This window comes from Asticcacaulis solisilvae (assembly GCF_052327315.1).
GTDB lineage: Bacteria > Pseudomonadota > Alphaproteobacteria > Caulobacterales > Caulobacteraceae > Asticcacaulis > Asticcacaulis solisilvae_B.
In genome coordinates, this window is record NZ_CP166196.1 from 3,261,517 (window position 1) to 3,282,536 (window position 21,020).

The window sequence follows — 21,020 nt, forward strand, 5'->3', positions numbered from 1 at the left end:
CGGCCTACGCTATATCGCCTGCGCCATGTCCAATACCCCCGCCACCGAGGCCGCGCGCCGCCGGACCTTCGCCATCATCTCCCACCCCGACGCCGGGAAAACGACGCTGACCGAGCACCTGCTGCTCGCCGGCGGATCGATCCGCGCCGCAGGCCAGGTGCGCGCCCGCGGTGAAAACCGCCGTACGCGCTCGGACTGGATGAAGATCGAACGCGAACGCGGCATCTCGGTGTCGTCCTCGGTCATGACCTTCGAGTACGGCGACCTACTGTTCAACCTGCTCGACACGCCGGGCCACGAAGACTTTTCGGAAGACACCTACCGCACGCTGACCGCCGCCGACGCCGCCGTCATGGTGCTCGACGCCGCCAAGGGCATCGAGCCGCAGACGCTGAAGCTGTTCGAGGTGTGCCGCCTGCGCGACATCCCCATCCTGACCTTTATCAACAAGATGGACCGCGAGGCCGAGGATCCCCTGGCCCTGCTCGACGAGGTCGCGTCGAAACTGCAACTCGATCCGTCGCCGCTCTACTGGCCGGCCGGTTCGGGCAATCGCTTCAAGGGCATGGTCGAGATCAAGACCGGCCTGTTCTATCCCTATACGCGCCGCGAGTCGGGCGCCGAATACGACCAGGGCCACGACGCCCCCGTTCCGCTGGCCGAGACCGTCGCCAAGGGCTATCTCGACGAAGCCGAGTTGGCGGAACTGCGCGACACAGCCGAACTGATCGAGGGCGGGTTCAAGGAATTCGAGACCGACAGCTTCCTGGAGGGCCACATGACGCCGGTCATGTTCGGCTCGGCGCTGCGCCACTACGGCGTCAACCAGCTTCTGCAGGCGCTCGGCACCTTTGCCCCGGCGCCCAAGGCCGTCCGCGCCGAAAAGGCCGGCACCGAGACCGCGGTCGCACCGGCCGAGAAGGAAGTCACGGGCTTCGTCTTCAAGATCCAGGCGAACATGGACCCCAACCACCGCGACCGCATCGCCATGCTGAAGCTGTGTTCGGGCAAGTTCGAACGCGGCATGAAGCTGAAGGTGCAGAACACCGGCAAGCAGCTGTCGGTCAATGCGCCGATCATGTTCTTCGCCTCGGACCGCGAACTGGCCGAGGAAGCCTATGGCGGCGACGTCATCGGCATCCCCAACCACGGCGTCCTGCGGGTCGGCGACAGCCTGTCGGAATCGGGCACGATCCGCTTCCAGGGCCTGCCCAACTTCGCGCCGGAAATCCTGCAACGCGTCCGCGTCAAGGACCCGCTCAAGGCCAAGCACCTCAAGAAGGCGCTGGAAAGCCTGGCCGAAGAAGGCGTGACGCAGCTGTTCCGCCCGTCGATCGGGGCCGATTTCATCGTCGGCGCCGTCGGCCAGTTGCAGTTCGAAGTCATGGCCGACCGCCTGTCGAACGAATACGGCCTGGATGTGATCTTCGAAGCCTCGCCGTTTTCCGAAGCGCGCTGGCTGATCGGCGATCCCGTAAAGATCGAGGACTTCGCCGGCAAGTATCGTTCGGCTATGGGCGCCGACCTCGACGAAGCCCCGGTCTTCCTCGGCAAGTCGGCGTGGGAGATCAACTACGTCGCCGAACGCTTCCCCGACGTTCAGTTCCAGCGCACGAAAGAGCGGGGCTAAGGTTGAAACAGCGGTAGGCACGGCCCATCTGGGAAGGACCTGAACAAGGAGCCTCCCATGAGCACAGCCGCCGCTTCCGGAACCTTCGCCCTCGGCGATATCACCATCAACCGCCTGGGCTTCGGCGCCATGCGCATAACCGGCTCGGGCGTGTGGGGACCGCCCGCCGATCGCGACGAAGCGATCCGCGTGCTGAAACGCCTGCCGGAATTGGGCGTCAACTTCATCGACACCGCCAATTCATACGGTCCCGACGTCTCGGAAGCGCTGATCCGTGACGCGCTCCATCCCTATGAAGGCCTGGTCATCGCCACCAAGGCCGGCTTGGAACGCAGCGGTCCGAATATCTGGACGATGAACGGCCGGCCTGACGCTCTTGTCCGGGAAGCGAAGCGCAGCCTCGACAAACTGGGCGTCGAACAGATCGATCTCTGGCAGCTCCACCGCATCGATCCGAAGGTGCCGCGCGACGAACAGTTCGCCGCGGTAAAACAATTGTTAGACGATGGTGTTATCCGTTATGCCGGCCTGTCCGAAGTCTCGGTCGAAGAGATCAAGGCCGCGCAGAAAGTCTTTCCGGTTCATACGGTTCAGAACCGTTATAACCTGGTGGACCGTGGGTCCGAAGCGGTGCTTGATTACTGCGAACAGCAGGGTATCGGCTTTATTCCCTGGTATCCGCTGGCCGCGGGCGACCTGGCAAAGCCCGGTTCGATCCTCGATCAAATCGCCCATAAGCATAATGCCGAGCCCGGCCAGATCGCGTTAGCCTGGGTGTTGAAACGGTCGAAAGTCATGCTTCCGATCCCGGGCACGTCGAAGGTCAAGCACCTGGAAGACAATGTCGCGGCGGCCGAGATCGTGCTGTCGGACGAGGATTTCACCGCGCTGGATAAGGCGGCGCGCGCTTTAGCATAAGGCAACATTTCTCCTCCCCATCTTTGATGGGGAGGGAGACCCCGAAGCGGTGGAGGGGGCGAAGCTAAAGAAAGATACCCCTCCACCGCTTCGGGGTCCCCCTCCCCATGCTTCGCATAGGGAGGAGAAATACGGCTTACTCGTCCTCGAACGGTTCCCAGTCGCTGCGGTCCTCATTCAGGTCCCATGCGGCGAAATCGAGCGCATCCTCGACATCGGGCAGGGCCAGTTCGGAGATCGTCTGGCCGCGGATCGACACGCCGGCATTGTGCGTCGACTCCGGGTCGCCCGTGACCAACGGATGCCAGCGCGGCAAGGGCTTGCCTTCGTGCAGACGGCGGTAGGCGCAGCTCGGTGGCATCCATTCCAACGCCTCGATATTGTGCGGCGTCAGCTTGATGCAGTCCGGCACGTATTTTTTGCGGTTTTCGTAATCGGAACAACGGCACAGTTCGCTGTCGAACAGCTTGCAGTGGACGCGCGTCGGAATGACCTCAAGCGTCTCCTCGTCCTCGAACCGCACCAGGCAACACAGGCCGCAACCGTCGCATAGCGACTCCCATTCCTGGGCGTTCATCTGCTCAAGCGTTTTGGTTTCCCAGAAAGGTGCACTGCTCATGCGGCCCATATAGGCCGCCTGAGCGCAAAATGCACTAGTCGCGTCGATGCGGAACGTCGTGGGCAATTGCCGCCTGCGTTGCCTTCAGCGCTTCTTCATCGCTGAACGGCTTCGCGCCCGTATCGTCCTGCTGCACCGTCTTGTCGTCGGTGCCCTCCGGCGGGAAGGAATCGTTGTCGTCGTCTTCGGCCAGCCTTTCGGCGTGGCTCGCCACCTTGACTTCGCATTCGTCCGATTTGCTGTCGTTCGTCATGGCCGCCTCCTGTGCCACCATTTAACGCCCAGGCGTGTAAAGGCGCCATCAGAATTCCTTTGAATTTCCCACCTTCATTGCCTACATGGCCCACATGAACGCCCGCGCTCCCCTCCTCGCCCTCAAAGACGTCAAGCTGATGGACGGCCTGACGCCGTTGTTCGACGGCGTCGACATCGCCCTCGAACCGCGCGTCCGCGCCTGCCTGGTCGGCCGCAACGGCACCGGCAAGTCGACCCTGATGCGCATGATGTCGGGCCTGATCGAGCCGGATTCCGGCGAGCGCTTCGTGACGCAAGGCCTGCGCTTCGCCTTCGTGCTGCAAGAGCCCGAACCCAAGGGCGATACCCTGCTCGACTGGGCGACGTCCGGCGGCGCGGAAAGCCATATGGCGGAATCCGAACTGTGGGCCTTCGGCGTCGATCCATCGACCGGCACGACGTCGCTGTCGGGCGGCGAAAAGCGCCGCGCCGCGCTGGCCAAGGCGTTCGCCGAAGATCCCGACCTGATCTTCCTCGACGAACCGACCAACCACCTCGACATCTTCGCCATCGAGACCCTGGAAGACCGCCTGCGCAGCTTCCGCGGCAGCGCCCTGATCGTGTCGCACGACCGGACCTTCCTGGAACGCGTCACCCAGCGTTGCTACTGGCTGTACGACCGCCGCATCCTGCGCCTCGACGCCAGCTATGCCGGCTTCGACGAATGGGCCGCCAAGGTCGAAGCCGAGACGGCCGAATCCCTGCGCCGTCTGGAAAAGGCGATCGAGCGCGAAACCTATACCTTCTACCGTTCGATCACCGCGCAGCGCACACGCAACGAAGGCCGGGCAGCCCGCCTGCGCGCCATGCGGACCGATCACGCCGAGCGCATGCGCGCCATGGACAAGCCGATGGAAATGGCCATCGACAGCGGCAATATGTCCGGCCGACTGGTCGCCCAGTTGCGCGGCGTCGACAAGGCCTTCGGCGACAAGGTCCTGCTTAAGAACTTCTCGACGCGCATCATGCGCGGCGACCGGCTGGCCATCGTTGGACCGAACGGCGCCGGCAAGTCGACCCTGGTCAAGCTGCTGATCGGGCAGATTCCCGCCGACGCGGGTGAAATCAAGCTGGGCACCAATCTCGACGTCGCCTATCTCGACCAGGGGCGCGACGCTCTGAAGGGCGACGAGACCCTGTGGGACGTGCTGGCCAATTCCGGTTCGGATTCGATCATGGTGCGCGGCCAGCCACGCCACGTCGCCGCCTACGCCAAGGACTTCCTGTTCCGCGAAAAGCAGTTGCGCCAGCCGGTCAAGACCCTGTCGGGCGGGGAGCGCAACCGCCTGCAACTGGCGCGCGCCCTGGCGAAAGCCACAAACCTGCTCGTGCTCGACGAACCGACCAACGACCTCGATATCGACACGCTCGACCTGCTCGAAGACCTGCTGGCCGACTACGACGGCACGCTGATCCTGGTGTCGCACGACCGCGACTTTATCGACCGCCTGGCGACCTCGACGCTTGCGCTCAACGGCAACGGCCGCGCCGCCGAAACCCCCGGCGGCTGGCAGGATTTCATCCGCCAGAATACCGACTTCTTTGCCGAGATTTCGCAAAAGGAAGCGCAAAAGATCAAGGCGGATACCAAGCCCGCCCAACCCCAGCCCAAGTCTGCGCCGAAGAAGCTGAGCTACAAGGACCAGAAAAGGCTCGAAGACCTGAACGGCCTGATGCCGAAATGGTCGGCCGAGATCAAGCAACTGGAAACGGTGCTCGAGGACGCGACGCTCTACAGCCGCGATCCCAAACGCTTCGACGCCACGATGAAAAAGCTCGATTCCTTACGCGCCGAACTCGAAGCCGGTGAAATGGAATGGCTTGAGCTTGAGGAAAAGCGCGAGAGCCTGGCGGGCTAACCCTCCGCCTCACGGCCGCCTTATCATCCATATTGATGATGCGGCAGGCTTTGCCGTGGCCGTAAAACCCGGAATGCGAGACGCCCTGCAACAGGGCTCGCATTTGGGAGGGCAGCCTGTGAATTTATCGAAACGTTTTGCCGTTGTGGCCGTCTGCGTCATCGGCCTGGGACAGGCAAGCCTTGCGCACGCCGAACTCAGCGCGGCCGACGCCGACCGCTATCTGACCGCGCGGACGGATATTGCCCGCCTGAAGGACGAATCGACCCGGGCCTTTCAGGACGCCCAGGCCAGGTACAACGCCGGCGACGTCGCCGGCGCCTGCACGGATTTGCAGAGCTCCGCGGACAAGCTGGCGCAGATGGCCGCTGCCGAAGACGTCATCATCAGCCTGTCGGGCGACAATGCCGGCTCGGCGCAACTCCACAAGGACGAACAGGCCAGTCAGATCAAGGCGAGAGAGACGGTCCTGGCCACCATGGCCCGGATCTGTTCCGGAACGCCTGCCACGGGCACAGTCCCGCAATGACCGCCGCACGAACCGGGGAGACCACCGTTTTGAAAAAGATGTTCGCCATTCTCGCCGCCTGCGGCGCCTTGATCGCCATGCCGGCCGCCGCCGACAGCCCCGCCGATGTGCTTTCGCTTATCACGGACGCCAATGCCTTGATGAAGAGGGGCGTCGAGTCGCTGGACGAGGCCGAGACGCATTGGCGGCTCGGCAACACCTCACAGACCTGCGACTCGCTGGAGCAGGCGCACTCGGCCTTCACCCGGGCCTATGGCGAAGAACAGCAGGTCAAGTCCGACCTGGAAAGCGGGGACGTCCTCAGCGGCGAGGACGCCCGGTCAGTCCGCGAATGGGTCGACGAATTCGAATCCTATATCCCGCAGATTTCGGACAAGATGAAACGGTTCGGCGCGAATTGCTGATTTCGCCGGCGCCTATCGCTGGATACTTACCCCCGTCAGAAGGGCGACGATTTCGGCCTGACGTGTCGTGCCGGTCTTTTCCATCACCTGGCGCAGCTGGGTCCGCACCGTCGTCAGGGCGACACCGCCCTGCTCGGCTATCTCCTCCAGGCTTTCGCCGGCGGCGAGGCTGCGGGCCACACGCGCTTCGGACGGCGTCAGGTCGAACAAGGACCGCAGAAGTTCGACGGGCGGCGCTGTCCTGGCCGCGACGGGTGTCAGGACGACAAGCGCGTAGCTGCGCGCGAAAATGTCGTGCGCCGAGCGGCTGATCGGGACAATGTGCGCGACCATGGCCGGTCGCCCGTCAGGGTCGCGGACGGGAAAGGAATGGACGAGGCCGGCGCCATGGATTTGCAGCGCGTCGAGCGTGCGCGACAGCATTGCCTCCGCCTGCGGATCGGTCAGCGCGATCCTGTCGCCGGCGCGCCATGTGGCGTAGTCCGCCAGGTCGTCGACCAGGCCGTTGGCCGCGATGACGGCGCCGCCGGCATCGACAAGGAGCGTCGGCAAGCCCAGCAGGTTCAGCGTATCGTTGGCGCCCGCCGCGCGTTGCAGGCCCAGGCGCGCCGCCACGAAGGCCGCGCGCGCCAGATGTGGGCGCAGGGCATTCAGCCTGTCGACATAGGGCTTTTCGATCGGGCCGCGATCATAGGCGCGTTCGACGCTGAAGACGATATTGTCGCCCGTCGGCATCGGCAGGCCTGTTCCCGCCGACCAGCCCAGGCCCGCCGGGCGGAAGAAGTCGCGGTAGATCGGATTGGCGTCGATCTGCTCCTCGGTCCAGAAATCGTGCTCGACGTGAAAGGCCGGATGCTGGCTGCCGAACAGGCACAGCCTGCGACTGCACCGCCTGAACCAGCCGTCGGCGACATAGGCCTGGAAAATATCCTCCAACCCTTCCGACGAGGTCCAGTTCAGCACCTTGTCCCGCGCGGAAAACAGCAATCCGCCCCGGGAATCGGCGATACCGGCCAGTTCGTCGAGCACGCCTGGCCAGAGTTCCGGTACGAACGAGCATTCGTAGATGCGGTCGATCAGGTCGGCGTCCATGACAGCTCTGGAGCGAAGGGTGAATAGCGGCCGGCGAAATACTTACCCTTTGGACCGGAGCGGTCAATGGAAGCCTGCATGCGCGCCGTCCGGGAGTTGATCGTCCGCCAAGAACGCAACCGGCGGAAAGTGGTGCCGCGCAACGGACTATTAGGCGCTTATTAAACCGATTGCCTTAGTTTGGGCCAAAACAGTCCCTTTCCGCCGGTGTCATAATGCCATTTCGTCTTTGCCGTAGCCTCTGCGTGACGCTTGCGTCACTCAGCCTGCCCGGCATCGCGGTGGCCGACACCGGCTACCTCAACTGGCAGCACAAGAGCGACACGCAAACCCACGCGCCGACGGTGACCAGCGGCGGCCAGGACTATGCCGTGCCGCCGTCGCCCTACGGCCAGGTCGGCGATCCGTTCGCCCGCACGCTCAGCTGGTCCGGCAAGGGCCGCACCCAGGCGCCGCAACAACAACCGCAGCCCGAGCCACGCCCCGTCGCCGCCGATATCGCGCCGCAACGCACGCCTGTCCAGCGCCCGGCCGAGCCGCCGCGTCAGCAGATGGCCAATATCGAACCGCTGCCCGTGCCGCAACACCCCATTCCGCCGGTCACCGCGCCCGTTCCGGTACCGCAGCCCCGTCCCGTGACCGTGCCGGAAGCCGCGCTCAAGCCTGCCGTCAAGGCGCCGGCACAAGCCACGGCTCCGCAAAAGCCGGCTGCGCAGGCGCCTGCCGTCGCGGCCGCCAAACCCGCCCCCGTACAACCGGCTCCGACCCAGCCCGCGCCTGCGACGCAGACCGCATCGGCCGGCTACCAAGTGCCGGCGACCAGCAAGTACGCCGCCCGTATCGCGTCCGCCCGCGCCGCGGCCGACAGGCAGGAAGCCAATGCAACGCCGTCTACGGCCGACGCCAAAAAATCGGCCGTCAAACCGACCGACAAGAAAACCGATGCCAAGGCCACCGTGCCCGAACCTACGCCGCAGATGGCGACGGAAGAGACCGACCACGTCTTCATCCCGGGCGAGCAGTACAAGAATGCCTCGGACGCCCCGCGCCTCTACAGCCTGCACCGGGCCTACGGACTGACGCCCGATCCGATCACGGTCGACCACAATGCGACCGGCGCCATCCTGGATACGGCCGACCTCGACAAGGTCGAGGCCCAGGAAGACAAGGCGGCCGACGACAAGACCCCGGACGCAACGTCCAAAACCGACGACTCTTCTACCGCCAAAACGGCGGACGCCACCAAGGCGGACACCCGAAAGGTGACCCAATGAGTTCCTCCCTCATCAGCCTGATCGAACTGGCCAAGGAGCCGTCGAGCGAGAAACGCCGTGAACTGCTGCGTGAAGTGACCAGCATCTTCATGACGCATCCCGAGGAAATCGCGGAAGCCGAAATGGCGCTCTACGATTCGGTGATGAGCCAGCTGTCGTCCGACATGGAATCGATCGTCCGCGCCGAAATCGCCAACCAGATCGCCTCGGCCCGCGTGGCGCCGCTCGGCCTGCTGCGCCGCCTGGCCAGCGACGAGATCGAAGTCGCCGAACCCATCCTGACCCGGTCCAAGGCGCTGACCGAAAGCGACCTGATGCACGTCGTCGAAACCAAGGGCCAGGAGCACCTGCGCGCCGTGTCGCGCCGCGAGGACGTGCCGGAAAGCGTGTCGGGCGTGATCGTGCGCCGCGGCGACGACGATACACTGCATACCCTGTTGTCGAACGAAGGCGCCCGCCTGTCGCGCGCCAGCAATGAAGAGGTCGTGCAGCGCGCCCAGGCCAACCCGGCCCTGCACGAGGTCGTCGTCAACCGCAAGGACCTGCCCGCGGACCTGATGAACGACATGTATTTCGTCGTGGAATCGAAGCTGCGGGAACGCATCATCGCCGAAAACGCCAAGCTGGACCCCACCCTGGTCGAACAGGCCATTTCGAAGAGCCGCGACAAGGTTGCCGTCGCCTATGGCAGCTTCCCGGACGATTACGAGCAAATCTCCAAGGATGTCGGCCTGCTGCGCCAGAACAACAAGCTGACGCCGCAACTGCTGGCCAAGTACATGCGGGACCCGAACCCGACCTACTTCCTGTGCGCCCTGTCGCAGATGGCGGAAATCGACTTCCTGACCGCCAAGCACCTGTGCGAGAAAAAGGAAATCGACGCCCTGGCCATCGCCTGCAAGGCCGCCGGCCTCGACAAGGCGCTGTTCCTGACCTACGCCATGATCATGCTGTCAGACCAGCAGAACGCCATGGGCAAGGCGGCCGAATACGGCCAGCTCTACACCGACCTGCCGCGCGATACGGCCCTGCGCACTATCCGGTTCTGGCGGATGCGCCGTGTGGGTGGCCACGCGGCTTAATTCCAACGCACCGTTGGAATTAAGCCAGGCTATCAACAGTCGTTACGCCCGCTTCCTGCGGAAAAACGACGTCAGGTAGATCAGCGCGATCACCACGCCGACGATACCCTGCCAGGTGACCAGCAGCGAACCGTATTGCGAATGGATCTGCGGCAAGGCCCAGGCCGGGCGGTTCATAAAGAAGGCCACGACCTTGTCCGACAGCCCGCTGATCTCGTCGTAAATCGGTGAATGACCACTGATTTCGGCGTGGATAGCATAGCCGAAGGCCTTGAACGCCATCACCGGGGCGTAGATCAGCAGACAGATAACCGCTGCATTGAGCGCGATCAGCACAAGGAAGATCGGCCCCGAAGGACTGAACAGCTTCCGGCCACCCCGGAAAATCGCATAAAGCAGATAAAGCTCGTTGAGCAGAACGACGCCGATCTGGCTGGCCAGGGCGCCGTCGATCGACGAGACGAAGTCGAAATGGAAGACCCAGGTCGTCCAGATCGAATTGATCAGCGATGCGAAGAAGGTCGTCACCCAGCTGATGACATAGGCCTGCATGTTGCCGCTCAGCAACGCGAACATCGATTGCGATTTGTCTTTTGCCATAACCCGCCCCTGTTGGTTAACGGCAGGATTACAGCAAAACGCAGTTATCGCAAGCTCACTCCTCGGCGGCGCGGACCCGGTCCAACGTCTCGCGGGCTGTTACCGCCAGCGCCTTCATGCCGTGCTCGCCGAAGATTTCGTGCGCCGCTTCAAGGGCATAGGCCGCTTCGGCGCGCTCGATCATAAAGCCGGTGATATCGCCGCGCGCCACGTAAAGCCGCCCGAGATTGCTTTGCAGGATCGCCCAGCCGACCGGGTCTTCCGAAGCCCGGATGGTGCGCAATTCGGCCTTGAACGCCTCTTCCGCCTTGTCGAGCGCGTGCAGGTCCCCCTTCAGTTCGGCATAGCGCGCGATGCAGCCGGCCCGATTGTTGACCAGTTGCGCCCGCACCGACAAATGCTTCTGCAAAGGCCGCTTCAGCGTCAGGTCATAAACGGCCATGGCCTGTTCGTAGACCTCGTCGTTCTGCGTCAGCTCGGCCAGGGCCTGCAGGCCCAGCGCCAGAGCGTGCTTGTGCGCCACCCAGTCGAGCGGCGAATGTTCGTAGTCGAGGCCACCGTCGCCGGCGCTGAGAAGCGATACGCCCTCGCTGACCGCATTGGCTTCACCGTCGATCTGGCCGCCCCAGATATGGGCCAGGGCGAGGCGCAGAGTCACCCGCGCGTGGGTGATCGGCTCGTAGTCGGCGTCGATGCGCTGAACCAGGGCTTCGAAATCGGTGATAACCGCGCGCATCAGCGAGGAATCGCCGCGATCGAGCCCGACCAGCATCAGCAAGTCCGCGCGTTCGAACCGCGCCAGGGCGGCTTCGATCCGGTCGCGCGCCTGGCCTGTGGTGCGGACACGGGCATCGGCACGCTCGATGGCGCGATCGATGCGCGCCATGGCGGCCAGCGCCGGTTCCAGGTCCTCGACCCCGGCCTTGGCGGCCAGCCGCGCCAGCAGCCGGGCCTCGGTCTGCGACAGGCGGGCTTTCAGCGCCTCGTCGTTCCCCAGGGCCGCGCGGCCGCCCGACAGCAGGTTTTCAGCCGATTGCAGCAGGTCCCACGTTTCGAACAACTCGACGCCCAGTATGCAGGTTTCGGCCTGCTCCAGCGCGGCCATCACCGCCTCATCGGTCGTCTTGGCTTCCTTGCCGGCATTTTCGGCGGCATTGGCGGCGCGACGCAGGGCCACGGGGTCGCCGGTGCGGCGGGCATATTCGCGCCAGATCTGCGCGGCCTCGATATAGGGCGAAAAGCGGTTCTTGGTCGAGACGCGCCCGGCTTCGACGTCGAGATGGCGCCCCTGCCCGATCAGCAGCTTCAGGTTCAGCAGTTCATACAGGCTGGGATCCGTATCCAGCCGTCCGGAGTTGCCGAAGATGCGCCGCAGTTCACGCCCGAATTCAAACATGACATTCCCACCACCCCCAGAATGCGAAAAGCGTATCAGGACGATACGCCCTGTCCGGGGCTTGGTTGACAATGTGCAAACATGAGGCCCAGTTCGTGGTCGCAGGCTTCGGTTAAACTGTAACACAAGCGTCACACTGGCCTGATAGTCGGGGCACAACCCTCCCCTTTTCCTGCGTCAGGTCGCCGATGCTCCGTTCCGCCCTCAAAGCCGCCCTCTTGGCCTCCAGCCTTCTCGCCGCTTCCTCCGTGCACGCCGATCCGGCGGCGCAGAAGCCGCGCAACATCGTCGTCTTCGTCGCCGACGGGCTGCGCTATGGCATCGTCAACAAGGACACGGCTCCGACGCTTTATGAAATTCAGCAGAAGGGCGTGGACTTCCGCAATTCGCATTCGGTCTATCCGACGGTCACGACGGTCAATGCTTCAGTCATCGCCACCGGCCACGCGCCCGGCGACACCGGCGAATACGCCAACAACATGTACTGGGGCCAACGCCTCAAGGCCGGCGGCAGCGTGGTCGGCGACATGGAAGACGACGCCGTCCTCGAAGAGGTCAATGCGCGCCTCGGCGGCAACTATCTCAACGAAGACAGCCTGCTGAAGATCGCCCGCGACCACGGCTACCAGACGGCCGCCATCGGCAAGGAAGGCCCGGTCCTGATCCAGGACATCGCCGCTGTCGACGGCAAGAGCACCCTGGTCATCGACGACGAAACCAGCGATGGCAAGCATAGCCTGGGCGTGCCGCTGCCCGCCGATATCTTCGACGCGATGAAGGCCGCCGGCCTCGATACCCGCGCACCGGACCGGGGCCTGAACGGCTCGCCCGGCGCGTACAACATGCCGGGCGTCCTGGTGCCCAACAGCTACCAGCAGCAATGGTTCGTCGACGTGGCGACCAAGGTCGTGCTGCCGCGTTTCGCCAAGGCCGGGCAGCCCTTCGCCATCGTATACTGGTCGCGCGACCCGGACGGCACCCAGCACAATAACGGCGACAGCCTGAATAAACTTTCGCCGGGCATCAACGGCCCGACCTCGCTGGCCGCCGTGCGCAATGCGTCCGACAACCTGCAGGCCCTGATCGACGCGCTGAAGGCGCAGGGCCTCTACGACAATACCGACATCTTCGTCACGGCCGACCACGGCTTCTCGACCATCAGCCGCCAGTCCAAGACCTCCTACGCCGCGACGCTCAGCTTTCCCGACGACACGATGAAGGGCTTCCTGCCGGCCGGTTTCGTCGCCATTGACCTGGCGCACGCGCTCAACCTCCCGCTCAACGACGCCTACGGCCAGCCGCTCAACCCGCGCTTCCATCCGGGCGGCGTGTCGCTGATCGGCGCCGACCCGCAAAATCCCGACATCATCCTGGTGGTCGGCGGCGGCTCGGACATCATATATCTCAACCCCGCCAAGGCCAGGGACCTTGCGCCGAAGATCGTCGCCGCCCTGTCGAAGGAAGACTATACCGGCGCCCTGTTCGCCGATGAATCCCTCGGCCCCGTCAAGGGCGCGCTGGCGCTCAAGGACGCGCGGCTCAGCGGCACGGCGAAGACGCCGAAGCCCGCCATCTACATCTCGTTCGCCGACTACGCTCTCCCCTCGTGCGTCAAAAAGTGGCAGAACCCGGAAGTGTGCTCGATCCTGACGGTCGACGGCGGCCTGCAACAGGGCCAGGGCAGTCACGGCGCCCTGACCCGCGCCAACACCCGCAACTTCATGGCGGCCATCGGGCCGGACTTCAAGGCGGGCTTCGCCGACGCCTCGCCCGTATCGAACGCCGACATTACGCCGACCCTGGCGCATATCCTGGGCTTCCAGCTGGCGCCCAAGGGCACTCTGGTCGGCCGCGTGATCCATGAAGCCCTGCCGGGTGGCCCCGACGCCACGCCGACGACCACCAACGTCGTACGCTCGGACGCCGCCGCCAACGGCTTCAACACCGTGCTGGAGACGCAGAGCGCCGACGGTGAGACCTACCTCGACGCGGCGGGTATGCCCGGCCGCGTGGTCGGCCTCAAAACCAAGAAATAGGATTTGAAAAAAGCCCGTTTGTCGCCAATATATCTGAAAAAGATATAAGGGCGGCAAACTATGGCTTTCCAGGGCAACGGTCGAAAGGTCGATATTCGCAAGATCAGCGCGGGCGAACTCGAGGTGGTGCGCGAATTGGCGCTTGCCATCTGGCCCGGTTGTTACCGCAACATCATCGGTCCCGACCGCGTCGACGCCATGCTGGCCGTGCTCTACGCCACCGACGCCCTGGAAAAGGAAATGGTCGAGGAAGGCCACGTCTTCTGGGTGGCGCGTTTCGCCGACCGTGATGTCGGCTATGCCTCGGCCTATCGTGACGGCGAACGCCTGTGGCTCAAGAAACTGTATGTGCGCGACGACCATCGCGGCCATGGCATCGGCAAGGCCCTGACCGAGGCGGCCCTCGACTATTTCGCAGCCGGGGCGCGCCAGCTGGTGCTTTATGTCAACCGCGACAATACACCGGCCATCGACTACTACCTGCGCTCGGGCTTTACCATCGCGGCCGAAGTGCCGGTGACCATGGGACCTTACGACTTCACCGATTACATGATGCAGCGCGATATATAGTCGTCTGTTCTTTCGCAAGCGCGTACGTTTTTATCGCTCTCTTATAATGTGAGCGCTAACGGGATTAAATTTTTTACTTTACTTTATTCCGGACGCCCAAGGCGCAGTAAAGGCTTGATAGAGTCTTGCGCCACGGGACTATATCTCCAGTAAACATTCCTGTTACTGCGCCATTCTCGCCTGTCAGGCGCAATTTTTCTGTGGTACAAAATTAAGGTCTCGTTAAATCGTCCCTAACGACCGGTTAACGCGACAGGCGGCCGCAAGAATGCCCGCCTCCCCAATCCTGGAGTTGAGACGTCCCCAAAGCGACATCCTGACCTGCCCGTACTGCCCGTGTAGATAATGGGAGACAAAAATGCCCTATACGCCCCGTACCCGAGCGATCAGCCTGGCCGAACTCGAGATCGTCCGCGATCTGGCCCTTCAGATCTGGCCCAAATGCTATCGGCATATGATAGCTCCCGACCATATCGACGAAATGCTTGCCGCCCTGTTCGACCTCGATACGCTCGAGCAGGACATCACCCAGAAGGGCCACATCTACTGGGCGGTGCATGTCGGCCATCGCGATGTCGGCTTCGCCTCCGCGCACCTGGAGGGGTCGCGCGTGTGGATCACCAAGCTCTATGTGCTGCAGGACTATCGCGGCTTTGGCCTCGGCAAGGCGCTGATCCAGGCGGTGCAGGACTATTTCTCGCCCGCGCAAGCCATGTCGGTCTGCGTCCACAAGGACCAGGACGTCGCCGTGGACTTCTGCCTGCGCCGGGGCTTTACGGTCGACCGTGAAATCCCATTCGAGCTGGGGAATTACGGCTTTACCGACTACGTGATGAACAAGGACCTCCGGAATTAGCGGAGCAATTCCTGGATCGCCGGGCCGCCGAGCAGGACCTGCCAGGCGAAGACGACGAAGCCGTGGAACAGCACTGCCGGCCACAGGCTGCCCGTGCGGTAGCGCGTGACGGCGCATGCCAGGCCCATGAGGCCCGCGCAAAATAAAAACGCCGGATGCAGGAACAAGCCCGCGCCTGGCAGGATAATGGTGGCTTCGACGACATGCCACAGCACGAAGGCCAGGGTGCCAAACGCGATCCAGCGGACGGGGCTCTGGCCTTCGTTGCGTCCCGGGACCAGCAGGCCGCGAAACACCAGTTCTTCGGTAAAGGCCGGAATGATAAAAACGCTCAGGCGCAGGGGCCAAACGTCGAACCGTGGCTGCCAGTGGACCAGCCTGAAAACAAAGGCGACGGCCGCCATCGCCACCGTCGCCCCGCAATAGATCGCCAGGGATACCGCCCATTCACCAGCCCTGGGCCAGGTCAGAAGCGCGGATTTCAGGCGGAGAAGCATCGGCATGGGCCGGTCTTAGCCCCTCTTGCCTCCGCGCGCCAGCATCAGCCACAGCATCAGCAGGACGGCAATCGCATCGAGGATGATCTTGCCGTAGAGATCGACGGGCGCCGCGCCGTTGAAGGCCACGAACATGATGGCGAAGTTGCCGAGGGTAACGCCGTAGAGCGCGCCGATAGCGTGCCAGTTACCCCACTTTTCGTGCGCCATGAAGCCGGGCACGGTCATGATGAGGACCAGGGCCAGGACGATACCGGCAGCCACGGGCGCCAGCGGCGGCACTTGCGGCGCGATGCCGAAGGCCAGGATTTCGATGCCGAAGATCACCACCGCTACCAAAACACCCAGGACGAACAGAACAACGGGATGTGGCGGCGTCATCGGCTTCGCGGCGCCGGCAAAGGCCCGGCGCACCGGTCCGAGCGCGGCCAGCAGCAGGACGGCCAAAGCAACGGCACCGGCAATGGCCAGGTCCGGCGGGATATTATAGGCCGGCAGGTGGAAGACCTTGGTGCGGGCAATCTGGTTCCAGCCGAACCACGCCACGAAACAGGCCGGCAGGAAGAGCACGCAGATGATGCCGATGCCCCAGCCGCTCAGCCACGGCTGGTCCTTGCGGCCGCGGAAGATCAGCTCCGTCAGACCGACCGGCACAAGCACGGCGAACAGGGCTTCGTACAGCATTGCCCAGACGAAATAGACGTAGTTGAAGCCGTAGGCGCGGGCATATTCGACGCCCTTGAGTTTGATGATCAGCGGCGCGAACGAGGTCTGCTGGATCAGGCATTCCTCGGCGACCGCAAGGGCCAGCGCCAGCAGCAGCAGGTTGAACCAGCCCAGGCGATACCGGCGGACGAAGAAGCGCGCCAGAACCGCGCCCCCGCCCCAGATAATCGTCTCTATGGGAAAGAAGATCGCTGAACTGATCCGGGTGGCGCCGGGCAGAAGCTCGGTGATCAGCGCAGCCATCAGCATCAGCGTGATGCCGGGCAATGCCCTGTGGAACCACGACTTTTTCTGTACTTCGGCGACTTCCGGCATGGATTTGCCCTTTCCTTTGGAAGAAATCTTAGATATAATTATCTTATGTCTAAGATAAATTCAAGCCCCAAACCCACGCCTTCCGTTACGGACGACCCGCACCGCATGCATCGCGATCTTTCCGCCGCCATTATTACGTTTCATGAAACGGTGGCCCGCGCCCTGGGCATGTCGGCCCCGGAACGCAAGACCCTGGGCGTCCTGGCGGACATGGGCGTCGTGACGGCCGGCCAGTTGGCCAGCGCCACGGGCCTGACGACCGGCGCCATCACCGGCATCGTCGACCGCCTCGAAAAGCAGGGCTATGCCAGGCGCGTGCCCAATCCGAACGACCGGCGCAGCGTCCTGATCCATGCCCAGCAGGTCGAAAAGATCCGCGAAATCCAGGGACCGATCTTCGCATCACTGACGGCCGCCATGGACGACCTGCTTGGGCACTACTCGGCGGAACAGCGCGCCTTGATCATGGGCTATCTCGACGGCACGACCCGGGTCCTGCGCGAACAGACGAAAAAACTGAAACCCTAGGGCTCTTATTTCACATCCTGCCTATCCAAAAAGCGGCAGCGGCTTTTTGATACGCTGTATCTAGTCCGCGGGCTTGAACGCCTTGGCGGCGGCGTCCGCCTTGCCGGCGTCGAACATGGACAGGCTCTTGCGCAGCTTCGCCACAGCCGTCTTGGCGTCTTCATTGTCCTGGTTGGCCGACAGGATATACCACTTCAGCGCCTCGACCGGGTCCTGCTTTACCCCCAGGCCGTTCTCGTACATGACGCCCAGATGATACTGGCCGTCGTCGTCGCCGGCATTGGCCGACAGGGTCAGCCATTTGCGCGCTTCGGCATAGTCGACCTTGACGCCTTCACCCTTGGTGTACATGTCGCCGATTTCGTACTGGGCAGACGAATCCTTCTGGTCGGCGGCCTTGAGCAGCCACTTCATCGCCGCCTCGCTGTCGACGGGCAGGAAGTCGCCGAAGCGGTACATGATACCCAGGTCGCGCTGGCCTTCGGCATTGTCGCGCATGGCGCCCCGGGCAAACCACTTGAAGGCCTCGCCCATGTCGGGCTTGTCGATCTTGCCGAAATAGGCAAAGCGCCCCATGGCCACGATCGAATTGCTGTTCCACAGCTTGGCGGCGCGCTTGTAGTAGCTGAAGGCCAGCGGCAGGTCGACGGACTGCGCCGTGCCGAATTCCGCCATCTGGCCCAGGCGGTCGAGCGCCGAATCCTGGTCCTTCGCGGCGGCGGCCTTGTAAAGGCTGATCGCCTTGGCCTGGTCCTTCGCGACGCCGGTGCCTTCGTCATACATGGTGCCCAACAGGTACTGGCCGTAGGCATTCCCCAGGTCGGCCGACTGCTGGTACAGCTTGACGGCGGCGGCCTTGTCGGCCGGCACGCCGGCGCCGTTGTCGTACATCAGGCCGAGATTGTTCATGGCCGGCGCATAGTTCTGCGCGATCGCCAGCCGGTACCATTTCTGCGCCTCGACCGGGTCGTGGGTCACGCCCTCTCCGCGATCCAGCACCCAGCCCAGGCTGTTCTGGCCGTTGGCATTGCCTTGTTCGGCCGATTGCCGGTACAGGCGCACAGCCTCGTTGACGTCCTTTTCGGTGCCCTCGCCCCAGTAATAGAGGTCGCCCAGCTCGGCTTCCGCCTCGGCGTCGCCGGCATGGGCCGCCTTGTTAAGCCACTGGAAGGCCTTTTCATCGTCCTCTTCGACGCCGGTGCCCTTGCGATACGCCAGGCCCAGGTCACGTTCAGCCGCCACATCGCCGCCTTCGGCGCGTTTGGTCAGGACGGCGATGTCGGGCCTGGCGGCGACGGCGGGCGCCTTGGCGTCGTCGGCCCGGACCGGGCCGGCCAGCGTGGCGGATAAGGCGCAGACCGCCAGGATTGCAGCGAAAGATGCAGAGTGTTTCATGGTTCCCTCCCTTGCCGGAATTACCAGCAGAAAGCCGCCTCTTGCGCAAGTCCTTTGGCATCCCCTTTGCCACCCCTTCAAAATGGTTTATGACGTCACCACATTGGGTATGGCAGGGGGGATGAAGGCGTATACGCCGCCTCTGTCGCTTGGATGGAATTCAGGGACCACAGAGGAGCTCCCCATGATCTCGAAACGCGTTGTTCGTCCGGTCGCCGGCGTCGTGCTGACGGTGGCGATGGCCGCCAGCCTGTCGGGCTGCGGCATCAACACCATTCCGACCAAGGAAGAAAATGCCAAGGCCAAGTGGTCCCAGGTCGAAAACGAGTACAAGCGCCGCGCCGACCTGGTGCCGCAGCTGGTCGCAACGGTGAAGGGCGCCGCCGCCCAGGAGCGCACCACCCTGACCCAGGTCGTCGAGGCCCGCGCCAAGGCGACCTCTGTTACGGTCGACGCCAACACCCTGACGGACCAGGCCAAGTTCCAGCAGTTCCAGCAGGCCCAGGACGGCCTGTCCTCGGCGCTCGGCCGCCTGATGGTCATCCAGGAACGCTATCCGGACCTGAAGACCAACGCCAACTTCCAGACCCTCCAGGACCAGCTGGAAGGCACGGAAAACCGCATCGCCATCGCCCGCAAGGACTATAACGACGCGGCCCAGGACTTTAACACGTCGCTCCGCACCTTCCCGACCGTCGTCTGGGCCAAGACCATGTACGGCAGCTCGAAGCCCATGGCCTATTTCACGGCGCCCGCCGCCGACGCCAATGCGCCGACGGTCGATTTCTCGGATATCGGTGCATCCGCCGCATCGAAATAAGCCCTTTTGACAAGGCCTGAGCCCATGTCCCCCTTTCCGGTTAGCCGGCCCCTTCCCTGGCTGCAGTCCTTCGTGGCTGCCGCCATGCTGCTGCTGCTGGCGATCGCGCCGGCCGTCCGCGCCGACGACCTGAAATTCCCGGACCTCAACGGGCATCGGGTCGTCGACCAGGCCAATATCCTGTCGGCCCAGACCGAACAGGACCTGGAACAAAAGCTCAAGGGTGTCGAGGACGCGACCACCGACCAGGTCGTCGTCGTCACGGTAGACAGCCTGCAGGGCCATGAGATCGAGGACTACGGCTACCAGCTCGGCCGCCACTGGGGCATCGGCCAGAAGGGTGACGTCAAGGCGTCCAACGGCCAGACCTACAAGGACAACGGCCTGATCATCCTGGTCGCGCCCAACGACCGCAAGGTGCGCATCGAAGTCGGCTACGGCCTCGAACCGGTGATGACCGACGCCATGTCGTCGCTGATCATCCGCGAGGACATCCTGCCGAAGTTCAAGGCCGGCGATTATGACGGCGGGGTCGAAGCCGGCACCGACGCCGTCATTCAGCAGCTGTCGCTCGATCGCGGCGTGGCCATCCAGAAGGCGCAGGCCGCGGAACAGCAGCCCGTGCGTCATGAACGCGGCCTGCCGATCGGCGTCATCATCCTGATCATCATCGTCTTCGTGCTGTTCTCGCGCGGCTGGCTGCCCTGGTTCATCCTCGGCAACGTCCTGGGCGGCGGTGGCCGCGGCTGGGGCGGCGGCGGCGGCGGTGATTGGGGCGGCGGCGGCGGCGGCTTCAGTGGTGGCGGCGGATCGTTCGGCGGCGGCGGCAGTTCGGGGAGTTGGTAGGATGGGCCTGAAAATCGACCATAGCCGCATCAATGCGGCCATCGCCCAAGCCGAAACGGCCACATCGGGCGAAATCACCTGCGTCATCAAGGGCAAGGCGCTGAACTATGGCGAAACCCCGCTCGGCTGGGCGGCGGCTTCGGCCCTGGTCTTGCCACTGGTATTGGGCGCCACGGGTTTCCTGCCGCATCAATGGCTGGCCCCCGCGGTGAACGCCGTCCTCGGCTGGAACGGCATAGGCACGTCCGGCGATTTTCCCGTCTGGGAAATCCTGCTGGCCTACGCGGCGCTGCAGATCGTCGTCTTTGCGCTGGTCTATGTGCTGGTCAACTTCACCGGGCTCAAGCTGGCCCTGACGCCCCAGGCGACGCGCCGCAAAAAAGCGCACGAAAAGGCCATGGAGCAGTTCTACGCCCGCGGCCTGCATCTCACCCGCGGCCGCACCGGCGTCATGATCTTCTGTGCGCTGGAAGAACGTTTCGTCGAGGTCATCGCCGACGAAGGCATCTTCACCAAGGTCGATAAATCGGTGTGGAACAACACGATCAATGTCCTGCTGAAGAATATCAAGTCCGGCGACCTGACCACCGGCTTCGTCGAAGCCGTCGCCGCCTGCGGCGTATCGCTGGCCCAGCACTTCCCGCCCGACGCCGACAATCCCAACGAACTGCCCGACGTCCTGATCGAAATCTGATATCCGGCCGGGATATTTATCCTGAAAACCTTGCGTTCGG

At 63.7% G+C, this 21,020-nt stretch carries 22 protein-coding genes; 14 read left to right on the top strand and 8 right to left on the bottom strand.

What is annotated here, in order from left to right; all coding sequences use genetic code 11:
* The first annotated feature begins 25 nt into the window (after positions 1–25).
* Positions 26–1,630 (top strand): peptide chain release factor 3, encoded by a 1,605-nt coding sequence (locus AB8717_RS15485; RefSeq protein WP_443748217.1) that lies wholly within the window; start codon positions 26–28, stop codon positions 1,628–1,630.
* 57 nt (positions 1,631–1,687) lie between these two features.
* Entirely contained in the window at positions 1,688–2,548 is an 861-nt protein-coding gene (locus AB8717_RS15490; RefSeq protein ID WP_443748218.1) for an aldo/keto reductase, read from the top strand.
* A gap of 136 nt (positions 2,549–2,684) precedes the next feature.
* Here AB8717_RS15490 and AB8717_RS15495 read toward each other — a convergent pair whose 3' ends face one another.
* Together AB8717_RS15495 and AB8717_RS15500 are read right to left on the bottom strand one after the other, a co-directional pair.
* Entirely contained in the window at positions 2,685–3,167 is a 483-nt protein-coding gene (locus AB8717_RS15495; protein WP_443748219.1) for a YcgN family cysteine cluster protein, read from the bottom strand.
* A gap of 34 nt (positions 3,168–3,201) precedes the next feature.
* A complete protein-coding gene (locus tag AB8717_RS15500; protein ID WP_443748220.1) occupies positions 3,202–3,420 on the bottom strand; it encodes a hypothetical protein in 219 nt (72 codons plus the stop codon).
* 94 nt (positions 3,421–3,514) lie between these two features.
* On the opposite strand from AB8717_RS15500, the gene AB8717_RS15505 reads away from it, so the two are divergent.
* The 3 genes from AB8717_RS15505 to AB8717_RS15515 all read left to right on the top strand — a co-directional run bounded on the left by AB8717_RS15505 (position 3,515) and on the right by AB8717_RS15515 (position 6,253).
* Positions 3,515–5,320: an ATP-binding cassette domain-containing protein gene (locus AB8717_RS15505; protein WP_443748221.1), complete on the top strand. Its 1,806-nt coding sequence runs from the start codon at positions 3,515–3,517 to the stop codon at positions 5,318–5,320.
* Between the two features lie 118 nt (positions 5,321–5,438).
* Positions 5,439–5,849 carry a hypothetical protein gene (locus tag AB8717_RS15510; protein ID WP_443748222.1) on the top strand — a complete coding sequence of 137 codons (411 nt, stop codon included), beginning with the start codon at positions 5,439–5,441 and terminating at the stop codon, positions 5,847–5,849.
* Between the two features lie 29 nt (positions 5,850–5,878).
* On the top strand, positions 5,879–6,253 hold the full coding sequence (locus tag AB8717_RS15515; RefSeq protein ID WP_443748223.1) for a hypothetical protein: 375 nt from the start codon (positions 5,879–5,881) through the stop codon (positions 6,251–6,253).
* 12 nt (positions 6,254–6,265) lie between these two features.
* Here AB8717_RS15515 and AB8717_RS15520 read toward each other — a convergent pair whose 3' ends face one another.
* Entirely contained in the window at positions 6,266–7,345 is a 1,080-nt protein-coding gene (locus AB8717_RS15520) for a helix-turn-helix transcriptional regulator (protein WP_443748224.1), read from the bottom strand.
* A 245-nt stretch (positions 7,346–7,590) separates the two neighbouring features.
* Here AB8717_RS15520 and AB8717_RS15525 point away from each other — a divergent pair, with 245 nt between their 5' ends.
* Positions 7,591–8,619: a hypothetical protein gene (locus AB8717_RS15525; protein ID WP_443748225.1), complete on the top strand. Its 1,029-nt coding sequence runs from the start codon at positions 7,591–7,593 to the stop codon at positions 8,617–8,619.
* Entirely contained in the window at positions 8,616–9,701 is a 1,086-nt protein-coding gene (locus tag AB8717_RS15530) for a DUF2336 domain-containing protein (protein ID WP_443748226.1), read from the top strand. Before AB8717_RS15525 ends, AB8717_RS15530 begins: the two co-directional genes overlap by 4 nt.
* Before the next feature lie 42 nt (positions 9,702–9,743).
* Here the strand turns inward: AB8717_RS15530 and AB8717_RS15535 are convergent, their stop codons facing one another.
* Positions 9,744–10,301, bottom strand: coding sequence for a hypothetical protein (locus tag AB8717_RS15535; RefSeq protein ID WP_443748227.1), 558 nt, complete (start codon positions 10,299–10,301; stop codon positions 9,744–9,746).
* A gap of 55 nt (positions 10,302–10,356) precedes the next feature.
* Entirely contained in the window at positions 10,357–11,697 is a 1,341-nt protein-coding gene (locus AB8717_RS15540; RefSeq protein WP_443748228.1) for a hypothetical protein, read from the bottom strand.
* A 188-nt stretch (positions 11,698–11,885) separates the two neighbouring features.
* Here AB8717_RS15540 and AB8717_RS15545 point away from each other — a divergent pair, with 188 nt between their 5' ends.
* From AB8717_RS15545 to AB8717_RS15555, 3 genes are all read left to right on the top strand, one after another.
* Complete coding sequence (locus AB8717_RS15545) at positions 11,886–13,733, top strand: alkaline phosphatase family protein (RefSeq protein WP_443748229.1); 1,848 nt, start codon at positions 11,886–11,888, stop codon at positions 13,731–13,733.
* Positions 13,734–13,793: 60 nt separating this feature from the next.
* Positions 13,794–14,303 carry a GNAT family N-acetyltransferase gene (locus AB8717_RS15550; RefSeq protein ID WP_443748230.1) on the top strand — a complete coding sequence of 170 codons (510 nt, stop codon included), beginning with the start codon at positions 13,794–13,796 and terminating at the stop codon, positions 14,301–14,303.
* Between the two features lie 358 nt (positions 14,304–14,661).
* The gene (locus AB8717_RS15555) at positions 14,662–15,159 is read left to right on the top strand and encodes a GNAT family N-acetyltransferase (protein ID WP_443748231.1); all 498 of its coding nucleotides are present in this window, start codon (positions 14,662–14,664) and stop codon (positions 15,157–15,159) included.
* On the opposite strand, the gene AB8717_RS15560 is transcribed toward AB8717_RS15555, so the two are convergent.
* Together AB8717_RS15560 and AB8717_RS15565 are read right to left on the bottom strand one after the other, a co-directional pair.
* Positions 15,156–15,662 carry a CPBP family glutamic-type intramembrane protease gene (locus AB8717_RS15560; RefSeq protein ID WP_443748232.1) on the bottom strand — a complete coding sequence of 169 codons (507 nt, stop codon included), beginning with the start codon at positions 15,660–15,662 and terminating at the stop codon, positions 15,156–15,158. The two genes, AB8717_RS15555 and AB8717_RS15560, sit on opposite strands and share 4 nt — an antisense overlap.
* 9 nt (positions 15,663–15,671) lie before the next feature.
* Entirely contained in the window at positions 15,672–16,697 is a 1,026-nt protein-coding gene (locus AB8717_RS15565) for a hypothetical protein (protein WP_443748233.1), read from the bottom strand.
* A gap of 105 nt (positions 16,698–16,802) precedes the next feature.
* Here AB8717_RS15565 and AB8717_RS15570 point away from each other — a divergent pair, with 105 nt between their 5' ends.
* On the top strand, positions 16,803–17,225 hold the full coding sequence (locus tag AB8717_RS15570; protein WP_443748234.1) for a MarR family winged helix-turn-helix transcriptional regulator: 423 nt from the start codon (positions 16,803–16,805) through the stop codon (positions 17,223–17,225).
* A 60-nt stretch (positions 17,226–17,285) separates the two neighbouring features.
* Here AB8717_RS15570 and AB8717_RS15575 read toward each other — a convergent pair whose 3' ends face one another.
* Positions 17,286–18,620: a tetratricopeptide repeat protein gene (locus AB8717_RS15575; protein WP_443748235.1), complete on the bottom strand. Its 1,335-nt coding sequence runs from the start codon at positions 18,618–18,620 to the stop codon at positions 17,286–17,288.
* 184 nt (positions 18,621–18,804) lie between these two features.
* On the opposite strand from AB8717_RS15575, the gene AB8717_RS15580 reads away from it, so the two are divergent.
* From AB8717_RS15580 to AB8717_RS15590, 3 genes are read left to right on the top strand one after another with little or no spacing between them, the layout of a single operon-like run.
* The gene (locus AB8717_RS15580) at positions 18,805–19,440 is read left to right on the top strand and encodes a LemA family protein (RefSeq protein WP_443748236.1); all 636 of its coding nucleotides are present in this window, start codon (positions 18,805–18,807) and stop codon (positions 19,438–19,440) included.
* 24 nt (positions 19,441–19,464) lie between these two features.
* Positions 19,465–20,286, top strand: coding sequence for a TPM domain-containing protein (locus AB8717_RS15585; RefSeq protein WP_443748237.1), 822 nt, complete (start codon positions 19,465–19,467; stop codon positions 20,284–20,286).
* 1 nt (position 20,287) lies between these two features.
* Complete coding sequence (locus AB8717_RS15590; RefSeq protein ID WP_443748238.1) at positions 20,288–20,980, top strand: TPM domain-containing protein; 693 nt, start codon at positions 20,288–20,290, stop codon at positions 20,978–20,980.
* The last annotated feature ends 40 nt before the right edge of the window (positions 20,981–21,020 follow it).

Excerpts from the sequence above, each read along its gene's own strand:
- AB8717_RS15485 (WP_443748217.1), top strand. The coding sequence starts at position 26 with ATGTCCAATACCCCCGCCACCGAGGCCGCGCGCCGCCGGACCTTCGCC.
- AB8717_RS15490 (WP_443748218.1), top strand. The coding sequence starts at position 1,688 with ATGAGCACAGCCGCCGCTTCCGGAACCTTCGCCCTCGGCGATATCACC.
- AB8717_RS15495 (WP_443748219.1), bottom strand. The coding sequence starts at position 3,167 with ATGAGCAGTGCACCTTTCTGGGAAACCAAAACGCTTGAGCAGATGAAC.
- AB8717_RS15500 (WP_443748220.1), bottom strand. The coding sequence starts at position 3,420 with ATGACGAACGACAGCAAATCGGACGAATGCGAAGTCAAGGTGGCGAGC.
- AB8717_RS15505 (WP_443748221.1), top strand. The coding sequence starts at position 3,515 with ATGAACGCCCGCGCTCCCCTCCTCGCCCTCAAAGACGTCAAGCTGATG.
- AB8717_RS15520 (WP_443748224.1), bottom strand. The coding sequence starts at position 7,345 with ATGGACGCCGACCTGATCGACCGCATCTACGAATGCTCGTTCGTACCG.
- AB8717_RS15530 (WP_443748226.1), top strand. The coding sequence starts at position 8,616 with ATGAGTTCCTCCCTCATCAGCCTGATCGAACTGGCCAAGGAGCCGTCG.
- AB8717_RS15535 (WP_443748227.1), bottom strand. The coding sequence starts at position 10,301 with ATGGCAAAAGACAAATCGCAATCGATGTTCGCGTTGCTGAGCGGCAAC.
- AB8717_RS15540 (WP_443748228.1), bottom strand. The coding sequence starts at position 11,697 with ATGTTTGAATTCGGGCGTGAACTGCGGCGCATCTTCGGCAACTCCGGA.
- AB8717_RS15545 (WP_443748229.1), top strand. The coding sequence starts at position 11,886 with ATGCTCCGTTCCGCCCTCAAAGCCGCCCTCTTGGCCTCCAGCCTTCTC.
- AB8717_RS15550 (WP_443748230.1), top strand. The coding sequence starts at position 13,794 with ATGGCTTTCCAGGGCAACGGTCGAAAGGTCGATATTCGCAAGATCAGC.
- AB8717_RS15555 (WP_443748231.1), top strand. The coding sequence starts at position 14,662 with ATGCCCTATACGCCCCGTACCCGAGCGATCAGCCTGGCCGAACTCGAG.
- AB8717_RS15560 (WP_443748232.1), bottom strand. The coding sequence starts at position 15,662 with ATGCCGATGCTTCTCCGCCTGAAATCCGCGCTTCTGACCTGGCCCAGG.
- AB8717_RS15565 (WP_443748233.1), bottom strand. The coding sequence starts at position 16,697 with ATGCCGGAAGTCGCCGAAGTACAGAAAAAGTCGTGGTTCCACAGGGCA.
- AB8717_RS15570 (WP_443748234.1), top strand. The coding sequence starts at position 16,803 with ATGCATCGCGATCTTTCCGCCGCCATTATTACGTTTCATGAAACGGTG.
- AB8717_RS15575 (WP_443748235.1), bottom strand. The coding sequence starts at position 18,620 with ATGAAACACTCTGCATCTTTCGCTGCAATCCTGGCGGTCTGCGCCTTA.
- AB8717_RS15580 (WP_443748236.1), top strand. The coding sequence starts at position 18,805 with ATGATCTCGAAACGCGTTGTTCGTCCGGTCGCCGGCGTCGTGCTGACG.
- AB8717_RS15585 (WP_443748237.1), top strand. The coding sequence starts at position 19,465 with ATGTCCCCCTTTCCGGTTAGCCGGCCCCTTCCCTGGCTGCAGTCCTTC.
- AB8717_RS15590 (WP_443748238.1), top strand. The coding sequence starts at position 20,288 with ATGGGCCTGAAAATCGACCATAGCCGCATCAATGCGGCCATCGCCCAA.